The sequence below is a fragment of the Pedobacter quisquiliarum genome, assembly GCF_014642175.1.
GTDB lineage: Bacteria > Bacteroidota > Bacteroidia > Sphingobacteriales > Sphingobacteriaceae > Pedobacter > Pedobacter quisquiliarum.
Window position 1 is genome coordinate 184,401 of sequence record NZ_BMIL01000003.1, and the last position, 23,087, is coordinate 207,487.

At 46.6% G+C, this 23,087-nt stretch carries 21 protein-coding genes; 15 read left to right on the top strand and 6 right to left on the bottom strand.

All coding sequences use genetic code 11. The features are described 5' to 3' along the window. Nucleotides 1-60: 60 nt before the first annotated feature. The 10 genes from IEW69_RS05655 (at nt 61) to IEW69_RS05700 (ending at nt 8,549) form a co-directional block, all read left to right on the top strand. Nucleotides 61-1,185, top strand: coding sequence for an XdhC family protein (locus tag IEW69_RS05655; RefSeq protein ID WP_188625860.1), 1,125 nt, complete (start codon nt 61-63; stop codon nt 1,183-1,185). Further along, nucleotides 1,185-1,781 carry a nucleotidyltransferase family protein gene (locus IEW69_RS05660; RefSeq protein WP_188625861.1) on the top strand — a complete coding sequence of 199 codons (597 nt, stop codon included), beginning with the start codon at nt 1,185-1,187 and terminating at the stop codon, nt 1,779-1,781. Before IEW69_RS05655 ends, IEW69_RS05660 begins: the two co-directional genes overlap by 1 nt. 33 nt (nt 1,782-1,814) lie before the next feature. Continuing rightward, entirely contained in the window at nt 1,815-2,795 is a 981-nt protein-coding gene (moaA, locus tag IEW69_RS05665) for a GTP 3',8-cyclase MoaA (RefSeq protein WP_188625862.1), read from the top strand. Nucleotides 2,796-2,801: 6 nt separating this feature from the next. Then, the gene (locus IEW69_RS05670; RefSeq protein ID WP_188625863.1) at nt 2,802-3,983 is read left to right on the top strand and encodes a molybdopterin molybdotransferase MoeA; all 1,182 of its coding nucleotides are present in this window, start codon (nt 2,802-2,804) and stop codon (nt 3,981-3,983) included. Next, nucleotides 3,984-4,706 carry a sulfite exporter TauE/SafE family protein gene (locus IEW69_RS05675; RefSeq protein ID WP_188625864.1) on the top strand — a complete coding sequence of 241 codons (723 nt, stop codon included), beginning with the start codon at nt 3,984-3,986 and terminating at the stop codon, nt 4,704-4,706. A gap of 32 nt (nt 4,707-4,738) precedes the next feature. Continuing rightward, on the top strand, nt 4,739-4,972 hold the full coding sequence (locus IEW69_RS05680; protein ID WP_188625865.1) for a MoaD/ThiS family protein: 234 nt from the start codon (nt 4,739-4,741) through the stop codon (nt 4,970-4,972). 1 nt (nt 4,973) lies between these two features. Next, complete coding sequence (moeB, locus tag IEW69_RS05685) at nt 4,974-6,074, top strand: HesA/MoeB/ThiF family protein (protein ID WP_188625866.1); 1,101 nt, start codon at nt 4,974-4,976, stop codon at nt 6,072-6,074. A 7-nt stretch (nt 6,075-6,081) separates the two neighbouring features. Further along, a complete protein-coding gene (locus IEW69_RS05690; RefSeq protein ID WP_188625867.1) occupies nt 6,082-6,525 on the top strand; it encodes a molybdenum cofactor biosynthesis protein MoaE in 444 nt (147 codons plus the stop codon). Nucleotide 6,526: 1 nt separating this feature from the next. Next, the gene (gene moaCB / locus IEW69_RS05695) at nt 6,527-7,435 is read left to right on the top strand and encodes a bifunctional molybdenum cofactor biosynthesis protein MoaC/MoaB (RefSeq protein ID WP_188625868.1); all 909 of its coding nucleotides are present in this window, start codon (nt 6,527-6,529) and stop codon (nt 7,433-7,435) included. 745 nt (nt 7,436-8,180) lie between these two features. After that, nucleotides 8,181-8,549, top strand: a complete 369-nt coding sequence (locus IEW69_RS05700; RefSeq protein ID WP_188625869.1) for an SDR family oxidoreductase — start codon at nt 8,181-8,183, stop codon at nt 8,547-8,549. 118 nt (nt 8,550-8,667) lie between these two features. Here IEW69_RS05700 and IEW69_RS05705 read toward each other — a convergent pair whose 3' ends face one another. After that, the gene (locus tag IEW69_RS05705; protein WP_229663527.1) at nt 8,668-9,897 is read right to left on the bottom strand and encodes a BamA/TamA family outer membrane protein; all 1,230 of its coding nucleotides are present in this window, start codon (nt 9,895-9,897) and stop codon (nt 8,668-8,670) included. 133 nt (nt 9,898-10,030) lie between these two features. Next, on the bottom strand, nt 10,031-10,741 hold the full coding sequence (locus IEW69_RS05710; protein ID WP_188625871.1) for an SDR family oxidoreductase: 711 nt from the start codon (nt 10,739-10,741) through the stop codon (nt 10,031-10,033). 137 nt (nt 10,742-10,878) lie between these two features. Between IEW69_RS05710 and IEW69_RS05715 the strand changes: the two genes are divergently transcribed. The 3 genes from IEW69_RS05715 to IEW69_RS05725 are packed head-to-tail and all read left to right on the top strand — an operon-like array spanning nt 10,879 to nt 14,608. Further along, nucleotides 10,879-11,391, top strand: coding sequence for a (2Fe-2S)-binding protein (locus IEW69_RS05715; protein WP_188625872.1), 513 nt, complete (start codon nt 10,879-10,881; stop codon nt 11,389-11,391). After that, nucleotides 11,388-12,386, top strand: coding sequence for an FAD binding domain-containing protein (locus IEW69_RS05720; protein ID WP_188625873.1), 999 nt, complete (start codon nt 11,388-11,390; stop codon nt 12,384-12,386). The genes IEW69_RS05715 and IEW69_RS05720 overlap by 4 nt, the downstream gene beginning before the upstream one ends. Continuing rightward, the gene (locus IEW69_RS05725; protein ID WP_188625874.1) at nt 12,383-14,608 is read left to right on the top strand and encodes a xanthine dehydrogenase family protein molybdopterin-binding subunit; all 2,226 of its coding nucleotides are present in this window, start codon (nt 12,383-12,385) and stop codon (nt 14,606-14,608) included. The genes IEW69_RS05720 and IEW69_RS05725 overlap by 4 nt, the downstream gene beginning before the upstream one ends. Before the next feature lie 82 nt (nt 14,609-14,690). Here IEW69_RS05725 and IEW69_RS05730 read toward each other — a convergent pair whose 3' ends face one another. Both IEW69_RS05730 and IEW69_RS05735 read right to left on the bottom strand, forming a co-directional pair. After that, nucleotides 14,691-15,944 (bottom strand): PQQ-dependent sugar dehydrogenase, encoded by a 1,254-nt coding sequence (locus IEW69_RS05730; RefSeq protein WP_188625875.1) that lies wholly within the window; start codon nt 15,942-15,944, stop codon nt 14,691-14,693. Nucleotides 15,945-16,022: 78 nt separating this feature from the next. After that, a complete protein-coding gene (locus IEW69_RS05735) occupies nt 16,023-16,457 on the bottom strand; it encodes a hypothetical protein (RefSeq protein ID WP_188625876.1) in 435 nt (144 codons plus the stop codon). Between the two features lie 184 nt (nt 16,458-16,641). Between IEW69_RS05735 and IEW69_RS05740 the strand changes: the two genes are divergently transcribed. Together IEW69_RS05740 and IEW69_RS05745 are read left to right on the top strand one after the other, a co-directional pair. Then, nucleotides 16,642-16,851 (top strand): hypervirulence associated TUDOR domain-containing protein, encoded by a 210-nt coding sequence (locus tag IEW69_RS05740; protein WP_188625877.1) that lies wholly within the window; start codon nt 16,642-16,644, stop codon nt 16,849-16,851. A 179-nt stretch (nt 16,852-17,030) separates the two neighbouring features. Next, nucleotides 17,031-18,131 (top strand): SGNH/GDSL hydrolase family protein, encoded by a 1,101-nt coding sequence (locus tag IEW69_RS05745; protein ID WP_188625878.1) that lies wholly within the window; start codon nt 17,031-17,033, stop codon nt 18,129-18,131. 134 nt (nt 18,132-18,265) lie between these two features. On the opposite strand, the gene IEW69_RS05750 is transcribed toward IEW69_RS05745, so the two are convergent. Both IEW69_RS05750 and IEW69_RS05755 read right to left on the bottom strand, forming a co-directional pair. Next, nucleotides 18,266-19,711: a RagB/SusD family nutrient uptake outer membrane protein gene (locus IEW69_RS05750; RefSeq protein WP_188625879.1), complete on the bottom strand. Its 1,446-nt coding sequence runs from the start codon at nt 19,709-19,711 to the stop codon at nt 18,266-18,268. 12 nt (nt 19,712-19,723) lie between these two features. After that, entirely contained in the window at nt 19,724-22,885 is a 3,162-nt protein-coding gene (locus IEW69_RS05755) for a SusC/RagA family TonB-linked outer membrane protein (protein WP_188625880.1), read from the bottom strand. Nucleotides 22,886-23,087 lie beyond the last annotated feature (202 nt).

Below are 23,087 nucleotides of genomic sequence, written 5' to 3' on the forward strand. Positions count from 1 at the left end.
TAATTGTATTTACGGTACACCTGAAGCGAAATCCGTTTCAAAAGTGTTAGGCTGGAGGATATGAAGGAAATTAAGGACATTATTGCTGCACAGCAACAAGCAACTTTGGCCGGTAAAAAGACAGCACTTGCGACTGTCGTGCAAGTAGAAGGCTCATCTTACCGTCGTCCGGGAGCAAGGATGCTCGTCACAGAGGATGGTGTATTAACCGGTGCAATCAGTGGAGGTTGCCTGGAAGGTGATGCACTTCGAAAATCGCTGCTTGCCATTACGGAACAACGTAAAAAGATTGTTGTCTATGACACTACCGACGAAGATGATGCACGCTTTGGAGTTCAGCTTGGCTGTAATGGTATCGTGTATATCCTGTTCGAGCCCATAGATCCTGCTGATCCCGGAAACCCAGTGGCATTGCTGACTTTGCTACAGGCGCAACGCCAAGCTATGGTTCTTTGTACGCTGTTTTCAATGGACCAACAGGCCGTGCAGCCCGGAACACAGTTTCTTTATGGTGGTTGCTCGGCATTAACCCGCAGTGGATTATGGTTAGAAGAACATGGATCAACAGCGCTCGTTGCTGCAGTTGAACAAACCTGGGCTACCCAGACCAGCAGTTTCGAGCAGATTAAGTTGGGTGATATGGATTTTACCGCCTTTATAGAAGTTATTCCCCCGGCAATTGCATTATACGTATTTGGAGCAGGAAATGACGCCATACCGCTTTCCGGCATCGCCGACATTCTGGGCTGGGAGGTGTATGTTGCTGATGGCCGACGAACGCATGTAACTGCCGAACGTTTTCCCAAGGCCAGCGGATTAATCCTCCAGAAAGCGGCAGATGTATTAGAAGGCATCCAATTTGATCAACGAACGGCAGCAGTACTCATGACACATAACTACAATTATGACATCGAAGTGCTTCGTCAGCTTGCAGACACTAGTTGCCCATACATTGGCGTGCTCGGACCCAAGACAAAACTCCAGCGTATGCTTGATGAACTTTCAGCTGCTGGCCAGTTCATCCCGCCAATGGCGATGGAACGCGTTTATAGCCCCGTTGGACTTGATCTTGGCGCGGAAACTTCAGAAGAAATAGCCTTGTCCATCACGGCGGAAATCAAAGCCGTCATGTCCGGCCGGCGTGCGGCATCCTTACGTGAAAAAATTCAACCCATACATAGCTGATGGCAAAGTACGGCATCATAATCCTTGCTGGAGGTCGTTCATCAAGGTTGGGTAAACCCAAACAGCTTCTCGCATTTGAAAACGGCACCTTGATCGAGCATGTTGCCCGACAAGCTTGCGACGTGGCGAATGCCCGCACGGTTGTGGTTTCTGGCGCCGTACATGAAGAAATCGTTAGGGCACTGGCGGCTCTTCCGGTTTCGGTGGTTCACAATCCGGCATGGGCAGAGGGGATGTCGGCATCCCTTGAAGCTGGGCTAAGCGCATTGTTAGCTGAGGAGCCCGAGGTACGCGCATGCATAATGATGGTCTGCGATCAACCTTACGTGGATACCGGGCTACTCGAAAAAATGATCTTCAGCTATGAGCAGCATGCTGCAGAGATCGTGGCTTGTACTTATGCAGACACAGTGGGTACGCCTGCACTTTTTGGGGCCGCTTACTTTGAAAATCTGCTGAACTTAGCAGGGCCGGGTGGTGCAAAGAAAATAATTGCTGAAAATGAAACAAATGTCTTCTATTTACCATTCCCTAGAGGCATAATAGATATTGATACCGCACAAGATTACGTTACATTTATTGCCGGACAATCTTAAATCACTAAAGATGCGGGTAAAGGAACTTCATATATGATCATTGATAACTACAACCGTGTTCATGACTACCTGCGTATTTCGCTGACAGACAACTGCAATTTGCGTTGTTTTTATTGCATGCCTGATGAAGAATATGCATTTAGTCCGCCATCACGGCTCATGCAGCCTGATGAGATCCTTGATCTTGCCCAAATCTTTGTCGCCGAAGGCGTTAAAAAGATAAGGCTTACCGGCGGGGAACCTTTTGTAAGGAAAGATGCTGCAAAGATTATTACCCTGCTCGGTCAATTACCTGTCGCGCTGAGCATTACGACCAACGGTACCCGCCTTCATTATTTTGTGGATGTTCTCGAACAGGCGGGCGTAAAATCTTTAAACATCAGTCTAGACACCCTCGACGCTGATAAGTTTACGGTCATAACGCGGCGTAATCTCTTTGGTCAGGTTATGAACAATATCAACCTGCTTCTTTCTCGCGGCTTTGAAGTGAAAATCAATGTGGTGGTGATGAAGGATCTCAACGACTCGGAAATCAATGATTTCATCGCCTGGACACGGGATCTACCCATCCATATTCGCTTCATCGAATTCATGCCTTTCAGTGGTAATCGCTGGACGAGTAATAAGGTAGTTTCATCTGCAGAGATTTTGGCCATAGCTGCTAAACGTTTTGATTTTGTGCCTATGCCTGTGGGGATACATGAAACGGCAAAAAAGTATGCTGTAGCAGGTCACCAGGGTGATTTTGCAATCATCAGTACGATGACCGCTCCATTTTGTTCAGGCTGCAACCGCATGCGGTTAACGGCAGATGGCAAGCTGAAAAACTGCCTTTTCTCACATGGTGAAATGGATCTGCTAACACCGCTCAGAGCAGGTGAGGAGGTGTTGCCGTTAATACACCAGAACATCCGGAGTAAGGCAAAGGAACTTGGGGGGCAGTTTACGACGGCAATAGATACAATCGAAGCCCTGAATATTGAAAATCGAAGCATGATCACAATTGGAGGATAGGAGAAGATGATTTCCGTAACAGAAGCAAAAGCCATAATTGACCAACAGGTAAGCAGCCTTCCACCCATAGTATTGCCAATTTCTAAAGCCGCAGGTCTGGTGCTGGCGAAAGACATTCATGCCACAACCGACATTCCCAATTTTAGACAATCCAGTATGGACGGCTATGCTGTGAAATATGAACCCGGCAGGTTGGTATTTGAGCTTGCAGGTGAAATGGCAGCCGGTGCGATGACGCAGCTGGAAATACAAGGCCATCAGGCGGTGCGCATTTTTACCGGTGCGCCATTACCGATGGGGGCGGATACGGTCGTTATGCAGGAAAAAGTGGTTGTCGAAAACGGCCAGGTCATCGTAGATAAGGATGCAATGCAGCAGTTTCAGCACGTGCGGGAGCGTGGCGCAGAAATTAAAGCGGATGCGCTTGCCATGCAGAAAGGGACGGTGCTTAGTCCAGCTGCAATCGGATTTCTGGCCGGAATTGGTGTTGCTGCGGTCAGCGTCATCCCAGCACCGAAAGTCTGTATTATTCTTACCGGCAATGAACTGCAGGAGCCAGGGCAAAGCCTGGCATTCGGCCAGGTTTATGAAGCGAATTCCGTGATGTTGCGGGCAGTGCTGTCAGAGCTTGGCATCACCGATGTTACCATACAACGCGCCGAGGATGATTTACATGTCTTACAGGGGATCTTAAGTCAGGCCTTGTCTGAAGCGGACCTGGTTTTACTTACCGGTGGCGTAAGTGTTGGCGATTACGACTTTGTAGTAGCAGCAGCTAAAAACTGCGGCATCAAGCAGGGCTTTCACAAAATAAAACAAAAGCCCGGTAAGCCTTTATTTTTCGGACTTAAATATCAAAAGGTGGTCTTTGGCTTACCCGGAAATCCCTCATCCGTGCTGAGTTGTTTTTATCAGTATGTAGTGCCTGCATTGGGTAGGATGCTAAACAAAGATATTAGCCTGAAGCGAAGTAATGCGGTGCTCGCGTTTGATTATCCAAAGGCACCGGGACTTACACACTTCCTTAAAGGGCGTTACAAGGATGGGCAAGCTATGGCTTTACATGCCCAGGAGTCTTTTCGATTGCATTCCTTTGCGCAGGCAGACTGCATGATCGTGCTGGAAGCGTCACGTGGTGACTACCAGGCAGGTGACGCAGTGGAGATTTACCTAATTCCTGGTTGTTAAATGGAGCTGTTTTACCTAATCCTTTTTGTAGTTGCTTTCTTATATGCCGCTGTGGGGCACGGCGGGGCAAGTGGATATCTGGCTCTTATGGCCATATACGGCATCGCACCCGATGTGATGAAGCCCACGGCCTTGCTACTGAATCTTTTTGTTTCAGGCTCAGCTTTCTTACAATTCTATCGTGGAAAGCATTTTATTAAAAAGATTTTTATCCCCCTGGCCATTGCCTCGATTCCCATGTCCTTTGTAGGTGGTATGCTGGTGATTGAAGATCATTTATATAAGAAAATACTCGGTGCTTTATTGCTATTACCGGTAATACGGTTGTTCTTTTTTGCAAATACGGAGCGCTCGGGATTAAGGGAGCCCAACAGCTATATATCACTACTTGTTGGCGGAAGCATTGGTTTGCTATCCGGTATGATCGGCATCGGAGGTGGGATCATCCTTTCTCCGGTTTTGCTCTTGCTGAAGTGGACAGATCAGAAACAAACTGCTGCCATCAGCGCCCTTTTTATTTTCGTAAATTCGGTCGCTGGCTTAGCTGGCCAGTTCACCAAAGGCATTGCCTTTAATAACAATATGCTGCTGTATGTTGTTATTGCTTTTAGTGGTGGGCTGCTTGGCGCTTACTTTGGCGCATCACGCTTTAACCAAAATGTACTTAAAAATGTATTGGGCGTCGTGTTGTTTATGGCTGCAATTAAACTTTGGTTTGTGTAGCAGCGATACGCCAGCCTTATTATTTCTTACACATGAACTTAATTAATATTATGCCCTTCGGGCAAATTGCTGAAATTACTGGTGCTGATGCCTTCCAGCTCGAAGCTGCGGATACAGATCAGGTTCAGCAAGCACTTTACAAACGATTTCCGGCGCTCGAAAAACGAGCTTATGCAATAGCGGTTAACAAGGTTATTGTTAAAGATAATACGATGCTGAGTAGTGGATCTGTGGTTGCTTTGCTTCCACCATTTTCTGGAGGTTAGTATGACTGTAGCGTATAATCAGGATCGTTATAGCCGCCATCTTATGCTTAAAGGGTTTGGAGGCGATGCGCAATTAAAGCTGACCTCAGCCAGGGTGCTCATGATTGGTGCCGGCGGATTAGGATGTCCCGCTTTACAATACCTTGCGGCAGCAGGTGTTGGTGAGATCGGTATTGTAGATGATGATGTGGTGTCGCTGAGTAACTTGCAACGGCAGGTTTTGTACCGCACGCAAGATATCGGGAAAAAGAAAGCCAGTGTCGCTGCAGCACAGCTACACGAACTCAATCCCGACATCCGGGTAACGCCGTACCTGCTGCGGCTGGATACCAGCAATGCAATTGAGCTGTTCAGTGGTTACGACATTATCGTAGACGGCACGGATAACTTTGCAACAAGATATTTGATTAATGATGCCTGTGTAATCCTGAGAAAACCCCTTGTGTTTGCCGCAGTGTTTCAGTACGAGGGACAACTCGCCGTGTTTAATGTCCCTGATGCAGCTGGCATCAAAACAAATTACCGGGATTTGTTCGAATCTCCGCCTTCAGCGGCGGATGCGCCGGACTGTAATGAGGCCGGTGTACTGGGTGTGTTGCCTGGTACAATGGGCATGATGCAGGCCACAGAGGTGATTAAGCTCATAACCGGACTGGGTAAACCCTTGATCAATAAGCTGCTGATTTACCAGGCGCTGGAAGCGGAGAGCTATACGGTGAGCCTGCAACCGAGCCAACAAGCCGCTGCCTTGGCGCCGCAAACCGCGGAAGCCTTTCAGCGAATGGATTATGAATGGTTCTGCAATGCGACAATCAACAAGGTGGCTGAACTCGACCCGGAAACTTTTGAAACTTTAACAGAACTTGCTGATGTAAAGGTTGTTGATGTAAGGGAATTCGGAGAATATCCCCGGGCAAGATTCAAGCATACGCAGATTCCATTATCGTTGCTGCTTCAGGAAATCCCTGCTTTTGAGGAGGCGCGTATCGTCGTGTTTTGTCAATCGGGAAAACGTAGCCTGCAGGCGGCAGCAATTATTAAAGAAACGATAAAACCACATCAGGAAGTGTACAGCCTCAAAGGGGGTATACTCGCCTTATAACATATTTATGAACGAGAAAAAGATGAAGGACATCTTTATGGATGGTCCGATACCTGCGGGATTTATTGCAGATAGCATTCAAAAGCATAGTACAAAGACAAATATTGGAGCACATAGCATTTTCCTGGGTCAGGTAAGAGCGGATGAGCTGTTGGACCGGAAAGTTGCCGCGATCGACTATACCACGTATAAGGAAATGGCACTTGAAAAGATGCACGAGATCCGGGAGTCCATATTCGCTAAATATGAGTTGACCTGCATGCATGTTCACCATAGCCTGGGCACAATTAACGCCGGCGAGGTATGTCTTTTTGTATTTACTTCGTCCAAACACCGAAAAACAGCAATGGACGCATGTGAGGAAGTGGTCGAATTGATTAAGGTCGAGCTGCCAGTCTGGGGTAAGGAAATCTTTGAAGACGATAGTTACACTTGGAAAACGAATAAATAGGATGGTAGATATCACCCATAAAATTTCAACATTGAGAAAAGCGGTGGCTACCGCGACTGTAAAAGCCTCAGCTGCGGCGACGATAAGGGCGGTAGAAGAACGTCGAGTGCCGAAAGGGGATGTATTTGAATTTGCAAGGGCCGCCGGATTGCTGGGCATCAAGAAAACCAGTGATGTGATCCCAGACTGCCATCCCTTACCTATAGAATTTGCATCGATCACCTACCATACGGTTGGATTAGACATCCAAATCCGGGTGGAAGTACATACCATCTACAAAACTGGCGTTGAGGTTGAAGCCATGCATGGTGCATCTGTTGCCGCTTTGGTTATGTACGATATGTTGAAGCCCATTGACAAAGGTGTAGTGATCGAGCAAGTGCGACTTGAGGAGAAAACCGGCGGTAAGTCGGACCTTAAAGCGAATTCGACGATGTTGAAAGTGGCGGTGGTCGTATGTTCAGACAGCGTATCCAGCGGAACCAAGCAGGATACCGCCGGAAAATACATTATTTCAGCTCTTGAGAAATACAATCTGGAATGTGCTGCTTACAAAATTGTACCTGATGGTGTGGAATCTATACAGGAAGTCGCGCTAAGCCTTGTAGCGGAGGATTTTGACCTGATCTTATTCACAGGTGGAACGGGTTTGTCGTCAAGAGACTTCACACCTGAAGCGATTAAGCCTCTAATTGACCGCGAGATTCCAGGAATCATGGAAACCGCAAGGGGTTATGGTCAGCTGAGAACGCGGTATGCAATGTTATCAAGAGGCGTCGCCGGTTTTGTCAAGAATACGCTGGTGATCACCTTTCCTGGTTCCAGAAAGGCAGTAGAAGAATATATGTCTTCATTATTTCCTCAAATTCTGCATATTTTTGAATTAAATAGTGATAATCCGCATGTTTGATCCGGTGTTTAGGCGATTTCTGTTAGTGTTAAGATTATTATGAGGTACAATATCAATTCTTTGTAAAATAAAACCGTCTATTTTCGTATAAAGACTAGTAAATAGCTATTTTTTATTTGAATATCGAGTTAATTATACGATGTGAATTCAAAAATTGGCATTTTAATTGTTAAATTACTGTTAATTGATCATGAATTTTAATAGTGTATTCTTTACACAATTAAAAAGATTGTATATTTGTAACATCATGCTAGGCGCAATTGCGCCGTACTCATTTGAGCAGAACCAAACAGTTCTGCGTTCGAATGTGGAATTTCGATAAGAAGATTTATTGTTGCATATCATGGCGAAACGCTGGGATGCCAACATTTTAAGAGTAACCCGTTCATACAGGTTTATATTTGGTTAGAAAAGGGATGTGTCTGGATGGAACAGCCCTTTCTTTTTTTTAAAATCAAAATCTTTCCATCAATAAACATGATCAGCAATTTCTTTAGACTATTGCAATCCAGTCAGTTCTTAATACATAGTTTTCATTCTAGGTCATCTCTGCTAAAAGCTTTAAGTAACATTTAATATAGCTGGCTTTTCTTGTGTTGTATTTACTTAAGGTTAAGTGGTAAGTACGTAAACTCGCGTCATATATTTGTAATTTACGTGCGCTTAGCGAGGTAAATACTTTCATGTACAGGTAGTTAACACATATCTTTGTCCTATTGTCTGGTATTAAGATAAGCTAAAGGATATGACATTAGAAAAAAACACACTAGCGGTTGTATTGAACGGGAGTTCTTTACAAGGCATTACTGCAGCTAAAAACCTTATACATCAATATAACCGGGTACTTTTAGTAGGCCACGATCGTACAGAGTTAAAAGCTGCCATGACGGAAATTGCGAAGCAATGTCCTGCGGATAAAATCCTATACGTTGAAGCGGATCTAACAAGAAAATCAGAACTTGCAAAACTTATCTGCCTGGTTAAAGATAAATTTGGTGGTGCAGATTACGTGGAGAACTGTATGCAAATTGAAGATGCGACGGCCCTTGCCGCTTTCCAAACTGCACTTAAGGCTTTTGAAGAAGCAGCTTTAAACAGCCTTCAGTTAGCTTAAATGATTAAAGGGCGTTTTAGGCGCCCGTAAAAGAAAAGACCCTTGCTCCTACATCAGGAGCAAGGGTCTTCTATTTTTGATTATATATCGTACTTGATAGGTCTTAGTTGCAGGTTTATTAGAACGCCTCTCCAAGATTCAGGAATACGGAACTGAACCCTTTACTTACACCATAGTCGATACCGATATTGGTGTTGGAAGCTTTATTGAACTTGATGCGTAATCCAGTACCTGCTGCCGGATGCCATGACGTTAGAAAGCTACCGCTTCCACTTACGGTTGTTGCATTTGCAAAGACAACGAATCCAAGCAGCCCGTTGTTGGTGATATCACGTCTGTATTCAGATTCTAAATACATCAAGCTTCTGCCACGATACCGGTTTTGGTCTATACCTCTGCCGGACCTGTTATTGGGATCCCATCCTATACTTGGAAGATCGAGGTAGGGTGCTTTACCGTCAAACACCGTCCAGAAGTAGGACCAGAAAGCCAGTGTATTCTGCTGATTCTTCTTATTTGGATTCATATATACATACTTTCGGGCATCCAGGTATAGCGAGCGCCAACTTTCATTGCTGCCAAGGGCAGTAGCGTTGATGCGGTATACGCCATTGAAATACGCGCCGGGCAGGGGGTTAATGGCATTGTTCCTGGTATCATAGAGTACGTTCAGGCTTATACCAGAAGCAAATGAGTTGCCATCTGTGCCGTAAGGATAGTTGGTAAATTCTGTAAGATTGATGTCTGGCTCATCACTTTTGATGTTAAAGTGGTAATCCAGGTTGTAACCAAGACCAGCATACAGGTACGGCTTGATCCGCTTTAGGGCGGTTTGATAGAATCGAATATACTTGTAATTTACAAAAGACCGCCGATCGGCGGCGCCGGTGCCAAGTCCCCAGGTGTATTGAGGGTAGACAAGAAAACGGGTGTCACCCTGTATGGTCCAGCTGTTCTCCGGTAGCCAGATACTGGTTCTTAAAGGTAAGCCAAAGCGCGCGCCGAAATTCCAGTAGGGGGCAAAAGAAGCTGTTGAAATGTTTGTTGTGCGTCGGGGGCCCAGGTAAACACCTGCCGTGGTACTCGTCACTAAAGCGCGACCCGTACCCCCTGGTACTGTTGTTCCGAATGGGAGGAATGAAAAGGTTACCCTTTTGTCTGTCCTTGCTTCAATCTTTCCCGGCTTAATTTTAAAGAATGCTTTCCCAATGTCGATTAGGTCCGTTTGTCTGGCAGTGTCTTTTTTCTCCTGTTCGTTGGGTGGGATGATGGTGTTGGCATTTTGAGCCAAACCGATGCCGGGAACAAGTAAGAGCGGGTAGATAATTAACCTTCTGATTAGTTTCATATGCATTTTCCGGAATTCAAATGCCGGGTGTATATACTAAACAGCAATTTCGCGGAAAAGTTAAGGCCTGACCAAATTAAGACAATTATAATAGAGGCCTGAACAAAGGCGATCGTTCAGGCCTGATGCGTACTTATTTTGGTAAGGTGGGTCTGATCTCAATTTTACTTGGTAGTGTTCTTTCATGCATGTTCAGCATATCTACCACTAACTTTCCAAGATCTTCCGGTTGAATTTTCCAGGCATCCTTTTCCTGATCGGGTTCATGCTCGTTGAAGTATGTTGCAACGGAGCCAGGCATAATGGTGCTTACTTTAACGTTATATTTTCTTAAATCCAGCATGATGGCCTGCGAGAATCCGGTAAGCCCGAACTTACTTGCATTGTAGGCAGCGCCGCCTTCAAAGAAATTTGTTCCCGCAAGACTGGAAATGGTGAAGATGTAGCCTTTTGCATCTTTGATATGTGAGACCGCCGCTTTCACGCTGTAAAATACACCCGTTAAGTTGGTGTCGATAGTATCTTGCCATGAAGCCTCATCCAGCTGGTCTATAGGTGCAAAGTGACCAACACCGGCATTGGCAACCAGGACATCCAATTTGCCCCATTTTTCAATGACTTTCGCCACTGCCGCTTTTTGTGATGTTAGGTCCTTAACATCTGCCGCAATGCCGATAATATCTCCGTATTGCTGCAGGTCGGCCGCCCCCTGATCCGCGGCTGCTTGCGAACGGCTGGTGATGGCCACCTGATGACCAGCTTTTAGTAATGCTTCTGCAATTCCGTATCCGATACCTTTACTTCCTCCGGTGATCAGGACCACTTTGTTTTTCTGATTTTCCATGCACTCATAACCGTTAAGGTTGCTTTAAAGTTTTTACGGTATGTAAGCGGATTAGACCAACCTGCTTAATCTGAACTGTGATGACATTTTGTAAACAAATGTTTGTAAATGAAGTTTAATTAAGAAGAATTAGTTGTATGGAAACAGAAAAATACAATAACACGCCCCAGGAGCCAACGATCAGTCTAACGGTGAATGGGCAGATGCACACGCTGAAGGTAGAACCATGGGTAAGTCTGTTGGATGCTTTGCGTGATCATTTACAATTAACCGGCACAAAGAAGGGCTGTGACCATGGCCAATGTGGGGCATGCACGGTATTGGTGGATGGCAAGCGTATCAATGCTTGTATGACTTTGGCTATTATGCGAGACGGGGCAGAAATTACCACTGTGGAAGGATTGTCTCAGGGCCAGGATCTTCATCCCTTACAGCAGGCCTTTATAGATCATGATGCGTTTCAATGCGGTTACTGCACACCTGGACAGCTATGCTCGGCGATTGGTCTTATGCAAGAAGGTAAAGCAAAAACGCTGGCAGAGGTACAGGATCTGATGAGTGGAAACATTTGTCGCTGTGCCGCATACAGCAATATCAATGCAGCCATTTGCGAGGTTATGGGCATCGAAAATAGAGGAGGCAGCTTATGAACCGCATCACTTACAGCAAAGCGACAGACGTTCGTGATGCAATTCAGGAGCACAGCAAGACCGACAAGGCCCAATATATAGCAGGTGGCACGAACCTGTTGGATCTGATGAAAGTTAATGTGATGCGACCAGCGCACCTGGTTGATATTAATAAAATCGGATTTGACTTTATTGAGCAGGAAGCAGATGGTGGCTTAAGGCTGGGTGCATCTGTTACCAATGCCGATACTGCTTATCATCAGCATGTGCAACAGCATTATCCACTGTTAGCTGAAGCCATGTTGTCAGCAGCTTCTGCGCAATTGAGAAACATGGCCACCAATGGAGGCAACATCATGCAGCGTACCCGCTGCTACTACTTTTACGATACCAGTACAGCATGCAACAAGCGTGAGCCAGGTTCAGGTTGTTCAGCCATCAACGGTTACAATAGAATGCATGCTATCCTTGGGACTTCTGCGGATTGTATAGCAGTGCACCCATCCGACATGGCTGTTGCACTTAGGGCATTGGATGCAGTGGTGTGTGTGGAGGGACCATCAGGGAAGCGGGAAATACCTATGGAAGCCTTTCATCGACTTCCAGAAGATAAGCCTGATCAGGATAATACGCTCGCAGCGGATGAAGTTATTACATCCATTAAACTGCCACCTTCTAAATACGCGAAACATTACAGCTACTTAAAACTTCGGGATCGCCCATCATACGCTTTCGCCTTAGTGTCGGTTGCTGCCGCATTAAATTTAGATGAGCAGCAGCATGTATTAGAAGCCAGCATTGCACTCGGCGGTGTTGCACATAAGCCCTGGCGGATGCCTGAAGCGGAGGCGCTGCTCATCGGCAAGCCTGCAACAGCGGCAAATTTCAGGATGGCCGCCGATATGCTCCTGAGCACGGCTCAGGGCTATGGACACAATAATTTTAAGATAGAACTCGCCCGGCGCGCGATTGTCCGTGCCTTGGAACAAGCAGTAAATAAGCAAGCAACATTATGAAATCAGGATATATAGGCGCAGCCGTAAACCGGGTAGATGGCTATTTGAAGGTTAGGGGAGAAGCAAAGTACGCAGCAGAATATCAAGCTGAGCAACTGTGTTATGGCGTGGTTGTTTCTTCGTCGATTGCAAAAGGTAAAATTAAAACACTGGATGCTTCTAAAGCTTTGGCTTTGGACGGTGTACTTCAGGTTTTTAGCCATGAAAATAGAACCAGTTTGCCTTGGTTCGATAGGAGTTACAAGGATGAAGATCAGCCACCAGGCTCACCCTTCCGTCCTTTTTACAGCAACGAAATACAATTCAACATGCAGCCGATCGCCCTGGTGGTTGCGGAAAGCTTCGAGTTGGCGCGCTATGCCGCCACACTGATCGACGTGGAATACAAGGCGGTTGATTTTAATGCTGATTTCCTGAATAGTCAGGAAAAAGCATACGAAGCCAAAAAAGGAAAAAGTGGTTGGAAGCCTCCAAAGTCAAGAGGTAATGCCAGTAAGGCATTGAAGCATGCTGATGTATTGGTGGAAGCAACATACTTTCATCCTGCAGAACATCACAATCCCTTAGAACTTCATGCCAGCACTGTGGTGGTTGAAGCCGACGATACCTTTACGGTTTATGATAAAACACAAGGGGTGTTTAACTCACAGCAGTACCTCATGAACATATTCGGGCTGTCCAAAGCGGAGGTCCATGTTAAGGCACCATATATAGGTGGCGCGTTCGGCTCAGGTTTGCGCCCGCAGTATCAATTGTTCATGGCCTTTATGGCTGCTAAGGCCTTAAAGCGATCCGTCAGAGTGGTGCTTACTCGCCAGCAGATGTTTTCCTTTGGACACCGGCCCATGACAACGCAGCAGCTTTCATTAGCTGCATCCTCGAAAGGAAAGCTAGTTGGCATTAAGCATGAAGCGATTGCGGAAACATCCCAATTTGAAGAATACACGGAGAATGTGGTGAACTGGTCGGGGATGTTGTACGACTGTCCGGATGTGGATTTAAGTTATAAACTGCTTAAACTCGACACGTATACCCCTTTGGATATGCGGGCACCCGGCGGTGCTACCGGGGTGTATGCCTTTGAAGCCGCAATAGACGAACTTGCCTGTAAAGCAGGTGTAGATCCGCTACAGTTCAGACTCTTAAACTATGCGGAGCAGGAGCAGAACGAAAAGCTGCCATTTTCCAGTAAGGAGCTGAAGGCCTGTTATGCTATTGCTGCCGATAAGTTTGGATGGGCCCGCAGAAACCCTATCCCTGGGCAGCTACGTGAAGGTGATAACCTCTTAGGCGTTGGAATGGCCACTGGAGTCTGGGAAGCGCAGCAGCAACAGGTGATGGCAAAAGCCAAGCTCTCGCCAGACGGCCAGCTGGTGGTGAGTTGTGGGACAGCTGACATTGGCACAGGAACATACACCGTCATGTCGCAGATTGCAGCAGAGACGCTTGGCCTTCCTATCGAAGATGTGTCGTTCCTTTTAGGAGATTCCGACTTACCAATGGCCCCGCTTCAGGGCGGGTCCTGGACCGCAAGTTCGGTTGGCCCGGCGGTACTTAGTGTTTGCGAGGGCTTAAAAGAAAAGCTTCTTAAAGAGGCGGCAGGATTACCCCACTCGGGTTTCAAAGGAGCCAAAGTGGAGGAAGTGTTGTTTAAAGATGGCATGCTGTGTTTAAAAGGTGACCCATCGGTACAGCTTTCGATTGCTGCATTGATGAAACAGCGCAACCTCGCCATATTGGAACATCAAACCGCCTCCATGCCTGATCCTAAGCAAAGTCAGTATGGTAAATACACGCATTCTGCCGTCTTCGTGGAAGTGAAAGTAGATGCGGAGCTCGGGAATGTACAGGTGAGCAGGGTTGTTGTGGCGGTGGCTGCCGGTCGGATCCTAAACCCGAAGACCGCTCGAAGCCAGGTGCTTGGGGGCGTTGTGTGGGGGATAAGCATGGCCCTGGAAGAGGAGTCCGTGATGGATAAACAATATGGTCGCTTCATAAATCATGACCTGGCAGAGTACCATGTTGCCGTCAATGCAGATGTGCACGACATCGAAGTAATTTTTGTGGAAGAGGAAGACGATGTGATTAACCCACTTGGCGTAAAAGGACTTGGTGAGATCGGGATTGTGGGTGTGCCTGCAGCAATATCTAATGCGATTTATAATGCCACAGGTAAACGTTTGCGAGCCTTGCCTTTTACACTCGATAAGCTGCTGGAATAAATCCAGGAAATAAGTAAATCCAGGAAACAAAAAAAAGCGGATGTCTCAAGAGAACATCCGCTTTTTTATTGTGACTATTTGCCTATTTCTTGGCGACTTTATACAATCTTCCGCCATCTGTTACCGCGTAAAGCGCACCATCCTTGCCAACGGTCAATGCACGGAAACGCTGACCTTCATCAGCCAACAAGCGTTCCTCACCTACAACTTTATCATCCTTAATCACCAGCCTTGCAATGTGCATGCTGCTTAACCCACCGATGAAGAGGTTGTTTTTCCATTCTGGAATGACGTCGCTGTTATAGAAGGTAATACCTGCGGGTGACAAAACCGGATCCCAGTAGTAAACCGGCTGTTCCATTCCATCTTTTTGCTGAATGCCAGATAGTACTTTTCCGCCAGCATATTCAATACCGTAGGTGATAACGGGCCATCCGTAGTTCTTGCCTGGACGGATAATGTTGATTTCATCACCGCCACGAGGGCCGAATTCAGACTCCCAAAGGTCGCCGGTAGCAGGATTGAAGGCTAAGCCGTTAGGATTGCGGTGACCGTAAGAGTAAATCTCAGCTCTTGCATTTGCCTGGCCTGCGAAAGGGCCGTTGGCAACGGGTTTGCCGTCGGTGGTAATGTGAATGATTTTACCTAAGGAAGAGTTCAGTGCCTGCGCCTGCTCTCTGGTCTCCGTAGAAGAACGTTCGCCTGCGCTGAGGAATAGGTTACCTTCTTTATCAAAGACGATTCGTGAACCATAATGTAGTGTACCATCAAATGCCGGGGTTACACGGTAGATTACTTTTACGTCTTCAATTTTGGTGTCATCTGCAGAGAGCTTTCCTCTTCCTACTGCAGCGAGGTTCCCGCCATTCGTCTTTTCTGAAAATGTCCAGTAAACCAATCTGTTGGATGCAAATTGCGGATCAATGTTTACGTCCTGTAAACCGCCCTGGCCTTCAGAATTAACGGCAGGAAGACCGGTTACTTTCTTCTGTGGTTTACCATCAGCACCAAGGATTCTCATGTTTCCTTTCTTTTCTGTAACGAGAAAACGGCCATCTGGCAGGTTAACGATACCCCATGGCTGTTCAAGTTCCGTTGTGAGTACAGTGATGTTCAGTGGTGTCGTTGTTTTTACCCCTGGTGCACGTGTCTGTCCTTTGAATGCAGGTTTATAGTCGCTGTTTGGTGCCTTCGTCTCTACCGGGGCAGCCGTCGTGTCGGGTGTTGGCTGCTCCTGACCGGCTGATTCGGTCTGGTCTGACCCGCTCTTGCAGGCAGGTATTGCTGCGATAAGGGCGGCGCCAAGAAGAAGTGCTTTAATGTTATGCTCAATCATAGTATTTGGTTTTAAGTTGGTGTTCCGGGAATGAAAATATAAAAAAAAGCCCTACGTTGTGTAGCGCTTTTTACAAATCTAAAATTTCCCGAGGATGTTTCCCAACGCACCCGACAAACCGCCGCCGCCGCCAAGGCCTTTTGTGATGGATTCCAGGCTGATACTGTTGTCATTCGGGTCAGTTGCCTTGCTTGCAAGTTTCTGCAGGATCCCAGGAAGTGCAGCCGCAACCGCGCCCGTTACAGCAGGCGGTAAGCCGAACTTACTACCCAGCGATGATACAAGTCCACCTTTAATGGCTCCTGTAACTGGATTGCCGGAGCCACCGCCGCCGAAGGCAGCAAGGATGCCGCCAATGCCGCCCTGGCCAGTTGCCTGACCTTTCAAGCCCTGTTCAATCTGACTTGCTACTTCTTTATGAACATCATCAGCTTTATCTGCAGGAATGGCTGCCGCCGCTTGCGGGTTACTGGCCATCTGCTCTTTTACAACGTTTAGAATTTGATCAAACATATCTTTTCAGTTTAAGGTGTCTTTATAGTGGTGACACAAAGAAGTAACACCGTGCAAGTCTGCTGGTTTGCAAATCTTTTCATCGGTTACATTTAGGTTGAGCTATATGCCTGATTATATCCATGTTAATCTTGCTATTTAGGACTTCTGGCAACAATCTTGATGCTGTCCTGAAAAGCGACTTATGAAAAAAGGAGATAAAGTAGAATGGAACTGGGGTAAGTCCCAGGCTTCAGGAACCATTGAAAAGAAACACGTGGAGCCGGTTAAGAAGACCATTAAAGGCACTACGGTAAAGCGTAACGCATCAAAGGAAAACCCAGCTTATGAAATCTCAATGGAGGAAGGGAAGAAAGTGTTGAAATCAGAATCTGAGCTCAAGCCGGATAAATAATTGCTGGCTTTATTATACAGTCATATGCCCCGAATCTTAGAAATTATCCTTTAGAGGTAAGCTGAGCTGATACTTTTTTACCAAAAACTGTCCTGAAAAGTGCGTGCATGTGTAATCGGGATAGAAGTTTGCTATTTTGCTGCGCGAAAACGTGACGCTTAAAATAACCGACTTTGTTAATGAAACTAAGAACTTCAGTACTCATCCTATCTTTATGCATTGCACAGCTTAGCTGTGCGCCCTTGAAAGTAAAAGAAGAACCGCTAAATGCTCTGTCTGCTGCAGACCTGAAGCCATTTGGGCGGACCATCCTGCACAAAGATGCCGGGCTCGAGTTGATTAGTGGCGCTGCACACTTCGGATATTCATTTGAGGGGGCCACAACTAAGCTGTATGTACACTTACAGGACACCAAGGCACACAACTACTTGCAGTATGAGGTTGACGGTGTCTATCAGAAAAGGATTCGCATAAATGGAAATAGCAGCAGTCCTCTGGAGATTAATGTTCCCGAAGGAAAACATGAGCTGCGTATATATAAAGCGACCGAGGCACATACCGGACCGATATTCATTTCCAGGGTAGAAGGGCAACGTATCAAAGCGCTTGAAGTAAAGGCTGCGCCGATGATCGAGTTTATTGGTAACAGCATTACTTGCGGGGCGGCAGCAGATGCTTCTGAAGTTGCTTGCGGCACTGGTGATTACCAGGATCAGCACAATGCATACATGGCTTACGGGCCGAGGCTGGCCAGGATGCTGAAATCGAACTTCATGTTGAGCAGCGTAAGCGGCATCGGGATGTACCGGAATTGGAACAGCGACGGACCTTCCATGCCAGAGGTGTATGAAAAGGCCGACTTCCAGAAAGATGGCACAGCCATGTGGGACTTCAAGACCTATCGGCCAGATGTTGTAAGTATCGCATTAGGAACAAACGACTTCAGTAATGGTGATGGCAAGACGCCGCGGAAGCCTTTTGATGCGGATGCTTTTGTGTCGAACTATGTAAAGTTCGTGCAGCTTGTAAAAAGCAAATATCCAAAGGCAAAGATTGCACTTTTAAGTAGTCCGATGGTTAAGGGCACTTCAAGAACGAAATTGCAGGATTGTATTAGTCGTGTGCAGCGCGAAGTAGATGCGTTGTACCCGTCGGAAAAGGTTGCTAAGTTCTTCTTTGACCCGATGGAAGCAAGGGGGTGTACGGGCCATCCAAGTGTTGAAGATCATCTGATTCTTGCAGAACAGCTCAAGCCATTCTTCGCAAGTTTGCTCAAGTAAACAGTTTAGAAATCATAATCACATAACAAAGCCTGCCAGGGATAACAGTTTGCTCAATTAAACAGTTTAGAAATCATAATCATATAACAAAGCCTGCCAGGAATGACTTTTCCTGGCAGGCTTTTCTGTTTATGCTAGTTGTTGTCAGTCATGAGCTTATTGTACAGCAGTTCCGTTCCGGATATTGGCCAGATGTACTGGGCCGAAGTAGGTGGTACAGCGGGTACTTCAGCTTTGCCCGGGATCGTTAATCCTAGTCGTAGCAGGTCAGGACTACGAAGTCCTTCCCCAAGAAACTCAATGTTTCGCTCACGAAGAAAGGCATCAGCTAAAGCTTGTGCAGAACTGAAATTCGAGACGGTGTAGGTTGTTGAGGCGTCGGATCTGCCGTGTACAGCGTTCAACAAGGCTATCGCCTGAGGATCAACAGCGTTGCTGCTACGCACACGTGCTTCGCCCAGGTTTAGCAGGACTTCCGCATAACGGATAACCGGCACATAGTCCGAATACCCTTGTGCCGCACCAATCGGAAACTTGGATAGGTAAGGCAGGCCAGCGGAAATGGTAATGAATGACCTTCTTTTATCCGCCTGTGTGAATGCTGGATCACCAATTGCACCCTGTGGATTTAAAGAATAAAGTTTTATACCAAAGAAGTAGGAGCTGAGTGCACTTTGTCCGCCGCCGGTCTCTGTTCCGGAAACGAAGGGCATGGAGAATATCGACTCTGTGGTCAGGTATGGTGATTTGAAAACCGCTGTGACATCTGGCTGTAACGCATGGAGTACACCACTTGTGGCGGTAAATGAGCTGCTGACAATTTTTTCAGCTTCAGTGATTACATCTGCATAGCGCTGCATGGATAGGTATACCCGGGTTTTGAACGCGATAGCGGTATTGCGATGTGTGCGAATGACGTTGTTTACTGCAGCCGTATAGCTAAGTGGAAGGTCTGCTTCAGCTTCATTCAAGTCTTTAATTACCTGTGCATAAACATCAGCCACGCTGCTCCTGGCCAGATCGTAATTGCCGGCTACGGAGTTTCCAGTAAGTCGGATGGGTAAACCTGGTTTACTGCCGTTGCCGTCCCAGTAAGGTCGTGCGTAGAGCTGCAAAAGGCTATAGTATGCTATTGCGCGCAGTACCTTGGCTTCTGCAATGTAGTTCTTTGCCAATGCATCGCCGACTATGCCGGTGCCTTTCGTGGTCATGCCTTCAATAAACAGATTACAACGATTGATGGTGTTGTACGCGGAGCCCCAAAAATCGGTAACCTCCTGGGCGCCGTTGCCTGCGGTGAAGTTGTAGGTCTGGTATGCTGTCACGGCGTTTGTAGACTGTGCAATAAAGTTGTCTGCACGCACTTCGTTGTACACCGGGTAACGGCCGCCATAGAAGTTTCCATTTCTAATCCCTGCATAAAGCCCGAGTACCTGTGCGTCGATCCGCTCCTTTGTTGAAAACTGTGCGAGATCAAGGGTGGAAACCGCAGTTTTTGAATCAGGGCTAAGTAGGTCTTTTTTGCAGCTACTGTGTAGACATGCGGCAATAAGGGTAAGGTATATGATGTTTCTTTTCATGTTGATTTAAGATTAAAATTTCACGGAAATACCAGCGGTGAATGCTCTTCCATTCGCAACAGAGTTCCTGTCGATGCCTGGGGCAGATGAGGTGTTACCATTTGACGATACCTCCGGGTCTGAGCCAGGATAGTCTGACAGTATCCAAAGGTTATTTCCACTCACATAGATTCTCGCACTTGCGATTTTGGCTTTGTTAAGGAAACTAGCGGGTAAAGTGTATCCGAAGGTGGCGCTTCTAAGTTTCAGAAAATCACCTTTAAAGACATTCACATCAATCGGGAATGATGATCCATTTGATACGTTATCACCTGCAATGATTTTAGGAATGTCTGTTTCCTGACCCGGTGCAGTCCACCGTCTGAGCATGTCTGTGGAGTTGTTCCAAAATCTTTGGTCACGCAAGCCCGAGTTTGTACCATAGTAGACGTAGAAGCCGAGTTGGTAAGTGAAGGTTAGCCCTAAATCGAAAGCCTTGTATCGGAAGTTGTTATCGAATCCACCTACAAACTTGGGTTGTGTATTCCTGTATGCAACGCCGTCTTTGCTTAGTGAGATTGATGGCGCTTCAGTGCCGTCTTCATAAGTGTATCTGAATTGACCTGCCGGAGCGACTTGCTGATACAATACATTTTTTCCGGTTGCCTGTTCAATGAAAATCCGTCGGCCAGATGCCGGATCCACACCATTTGTTCTTACCGCGTAAAGCATACCTAGTGGTTCGCCAACTCTCGAGATGTTTGCCGATTCCAGTGATGAGGTGGCTGTAATAAACTGCGTAAGTCCTTCTGATAAAGAAGTAACCTTATTCTTGTTAAAGGAAATGTTGAAGCTTGGCGACCAGCTGAAGTTATTCGTCCGCACTGCATCTGCATTAATGGCGAATTCAAAACCCTTGTTACTCATGGAAGCAATGTTAAGCATGGGGTCCGTAGGAAGTCCTGCTGAAGGTACCTGTGGCACATTGTAGATTAAGCCTTCCAGTGTGTTCTTATAGTAAGCAGCTTCAACGGTAATCCGATCCTCCATAATGCCGAAGTTGAAACCAAGGTCGAGCTTCTCGCTTGATTCCCATCCCAGGTTGAAGTTCCCGGTCTGGTTGGGTACGAGCGTTGATCCGCCATTGTACAGGCCATTTGAGTAGAACGTGTAAGAAGCAAAATCACCAAGACCCGCGGTATTGCCGACGGTACCATAGCTTCCTCTGATTTTGAAGCTTGAGAATGCATTATCCAGGCCGGCATTTGCCCAAAAGCCTTCATTGGCAATTTCCCATCCAAGACCAATACCGTAGAATACACCCTTTTTGTTTTCTAATCCAAATGCGGAATATTCATCCTGACGGACGTTAGCACTCAAGTAATATTTCTTGTTGAAGTTGTAGTTGAATTGAGTAAAGAAGGATACCAGGTAATTCTCACCGAGAGATCCGGAGTTGCCGGGTGTGGCGTATCCGGCAGCAAACTGGTTAAATGCCTGGTCGGACAGGGTTGTCCTAGTTGCACCGAAACCAAAAGCGGTGCTTCTTTGCTGCTCATTTCCCAGAAGCAGCGAGAAGTCGTGTTTCCCAAAAGTCCGGTTTGCCTGGGCGATGTTTGTCCACACCCATCTCTTACCCTTGTTGAAGGAGACAGATGCCGATCCACCTGCTGCGGCTGAACCTCCATTGATGGGGTTGAAAAAATTGTCGTTGTCCGAGAAGATGTAATCGATGCCGTAGGTTGACTTTACAAAAAACCAGTCGGTGATGTTCGCTTGAAGATAGATGTTGGATTGTACGTGGTTCAGTTCGTTGTTCGATCTGTCAAGCTCAAGCACTGCAAGCGGATTATAGAAACCGACATCTGAGCCGACGTTTGCACCGCGACCAATGGTCGTTGGGGTTTGCACGTTGTAGGTTCCGTCTGCATTCTTGGGTGCAACGTTAGGAGCGGTAACAATGGCCAGCCTGCCCAGTCCGCCCGTGCCAAATGCTTCCCCATTTAGTGAGCCAGAAGATGTAGCCGCTTTGTTTTCTTCATTGGAGTAATTGATTTTACCGCCGAAGCTGAAAATCTTTCCTTCTTTGTGGTCTATTTTGGCCAGTATCGCTTTTCTGTTGTAGTCGTTAGCGGTAAGGATACCTTTTTGTGCCGTGTAGTTTGCGGAGATGTAGAAATTAGTGCTCTGCGAACCGCCAGACACGCTTATCGAATTGCTGTGCGATGTGCCCCTACGGTAGATGTAATCGTACCAGTTGGTGTTGATTACATTTCCATTTGCATCATTTGACAAGGCGAAATATCGTCTTCTTGCAGCGTCCGGGTTACTGTCGTCATAGGTGCCTGCATTTCTCAGTCCTTCGTTTTTTAGGTCTGTGTACTGATAAGCATCCAGCAGGTCGGGAAGTCCACGTGCAGTCACAGTACCCACCCAGGCATCGTAGTTAACAGATGCCTTTCCGGGCTTACCGCGCTTGGTGGTAATGACGATAACACCGTTTGCTGCGCGACTCCCGTAAATCGCTGATGCTGCGGCGTCCTTTAGCACTTCGACGCGCTCGATGTCATTTGGGTTAATGCTGGAGAGTGCATTTCCTGCGGCACTTGATCCACTCTGATCCCCGGTATAAGTCGCGACACCATCAATGATAATCAAAGGGTAGGAGCTTAGGGAGATGGAGTTTGTGCCTCGAATCCGAATCACGGGTGGATTATTTAGTACGCCGTTAGGAATGGTTACCTGAACACCTGCAGCCTTGCCGCCCAGGGCCTGGTCAAAGCTCTGTACAGGCTTGTTCTCAAAGGCTTTTCCGGAGATACTGGCAATTGAGCCAATATTGTCGGCCTTGCGCTGCGTGGTGTATCCCGTAACAACGATTTCCTCGAGGGCTTCCGTGTCTTCTTTCAGGCTTACATTCATGGTGGCTCCGGAAATGGGTACCACTTTCGCTACAAATCCGACGTAGGTAAACCGCAAAGATTTAGCCGCGGCGCCGGTCACCGCAATGGTGTAAGTGCCGGAAGCATCTGTCTGGGTGGAGGTTTTTGTGCCAGTTACAATGATCGATACACCAGGAATTCCAGTTCCATCACTTTCATTAGTGACTTTTCCTTTGATAATTCTTGTTTGTGCATCTACTTGTAATGCAAAACACCATAAAAGAAGCATTGTTGTGAGTAGTTTTCTTTTCATCTTGGAGTTTTTAGGTTTTAGATTGCCTAAATATTAGAAAAGAATCAGATAAAATGAACTAAATGTCAATTTATTATCAATAAAATATTAATAAATGGTTATTATTTCTGTAAAAGGCAAAAATATGAGGATTGTTATGATTAAAAATAGGTCAATAACGATATATAAACTGTTATTAACGATAAATCTGATGATAAAGACT

Excerpts from the sequence above, each read along its gene's own strand:
- IEW69_RS05655 (WP_188625860.1), top strand. The coding sequence starts at position 61 with ATGAAGGAAATTAAGGACATTATTGCTGCACAGCAACAAGCAACTTTG.
- IEW69_RS05660 (WP_188625861.1), top strand. The coding sequence starts at position 1,185 with ATGGCAAAGTACGGCATCATAATCCTTGCTGGAGGTCGTTCATCAAGG.
- moaA (WP_188625862.1), top strand. The coding sequence starts at position 1,815 with ATGATCATTGATAACTACAACCGTGTTCATGACTACCTGCGTATTTCG.
- IEW69_RS05670 (WP_188625863.1), top strand. The coding sequence starts at position 2,802 with ATGATTTCCGTAACAGAAGCAAAAGCCATAATTGACCAACAGGTAAGC.
- IEW69_RS05675 (WP_188625864.1), top strand. The coding sequence starts at position 3,984 with ATGGAGCTGTTTTACCTAATCCTTTTTGTAGTTGCTTTCTTATATGCC.
- IEW69_RS05680 (WP_188625865.1), top strand. The coding sequence starts at position 4,739 with ATGAACTTAATTAATATTATGCCCTTCGGGCAAATTGCTGAAATTACT.
- moeB (WP_188625866.1), top strand. The coding sequence starts at position 4,974 with ATGACTGTAGCGTATAATCAGGATCGTTATAGCCGCCATCTTATGCTT.
- IEW69_RS05690 (WP_188625867.1), top strand. The coding sequence starts at position 6,082 with ATGAACGAGAAAAAGATGAAGGACATCTTTATGGATGGTCCGATACCT.
- moaCB (WP_188625868.1), top strand. The coding sequence starts at position 6,527 with ATGGTAGATATCACCCATAAAATTTCAACATTGAGAAAAGCGGTGGCT.
- IEW69_RS05700 (WP_188625869.1), top strand. The coding sequence starts at position 8,181 with ATGACATTAGAAAAAAACACACTAGCGGTTGTATTGAACGGGAGTTCT.
- IEW69_RS05705 (WP_229663527.1), bottom strand. The coding sequence starts at position 9,897 with ATGAAACTAATCAGAAGGTTAATTATCTACCCGCTCTTACTTGTTCCC.
- IEW69_RS05710 (WP_188625871.1), bottom strand. The coding sequence starts at position 10,741 with ATGGAAAATCAGAAAAACAAAGTGGTCCTGATCACCGGAGGAAGTAAA.
- IEW69_RS05715 (WP_188625872.1), top strand. The coding sequence starts at position 10,879 with ATGGAAACAGAAAAATACAATAACACGCCCCAGGAGCCAACGATCAGT.
- IEW69_RS05720 (WP_188625873.1), top strand. The coding sequence starts at position 11,388 with ATGAACCGCATCACTTACAGCAAAGCGACAGACGTTCGTGATGCAATT.
- IEW69_RS05725 (WP_188625874.1), top strand. The coding sequence starts at position 12,383 with ATGAAATCAGGATATATAGGCGCAGCCGTAAACCGGGTAGATGGCTAT.
- IEW69_RS05730 (WP_188625875.1), bottom strand. The coding sequence starts at position 15,944 with ATGATTGAGCATAACATTAAAGCACTTCTTCTTGGCGCCGCCCTTATC.
- IEW69_RS05735 (WP_188625876.1), bottom strand. The coding sequence starts at position 16,457 with ATGTTTGATCAAATTCTAAACGTTGTAAAAGAGCAGATGGCCAGTAAC.
- IEW69_RS05740 (WP_188625877.1), top strand. The coding sequence starts at position 16,642 with ATGAAAAAAGGAGATAAAGTAGAATGGAACTGGGGTAAGTCCCAGGCT.
- IEW69_RS05745 (WP_188625878.1), top strand. The coding sequence starts at position 17,031 with ATGAAACTAAGAACTTCAGTACTCATCCTATCTTTATGCATTGCACAG.
- IEW69_RS05750 (WP_188625879.1), bottom strand. The coding sequence starts at position 19,711 with ATGAAAAGAAACATCATATACCTTACCCTTATTGCCGCATGTCTACAC.
- IEW69_RS05755 (WP_188625880.1), bottom strand. The coding sequence starts at position 22,885 with ATGAAAAGAAAACTACTCACAACAATGCTTCTTTTATGGTGTTTTGCA.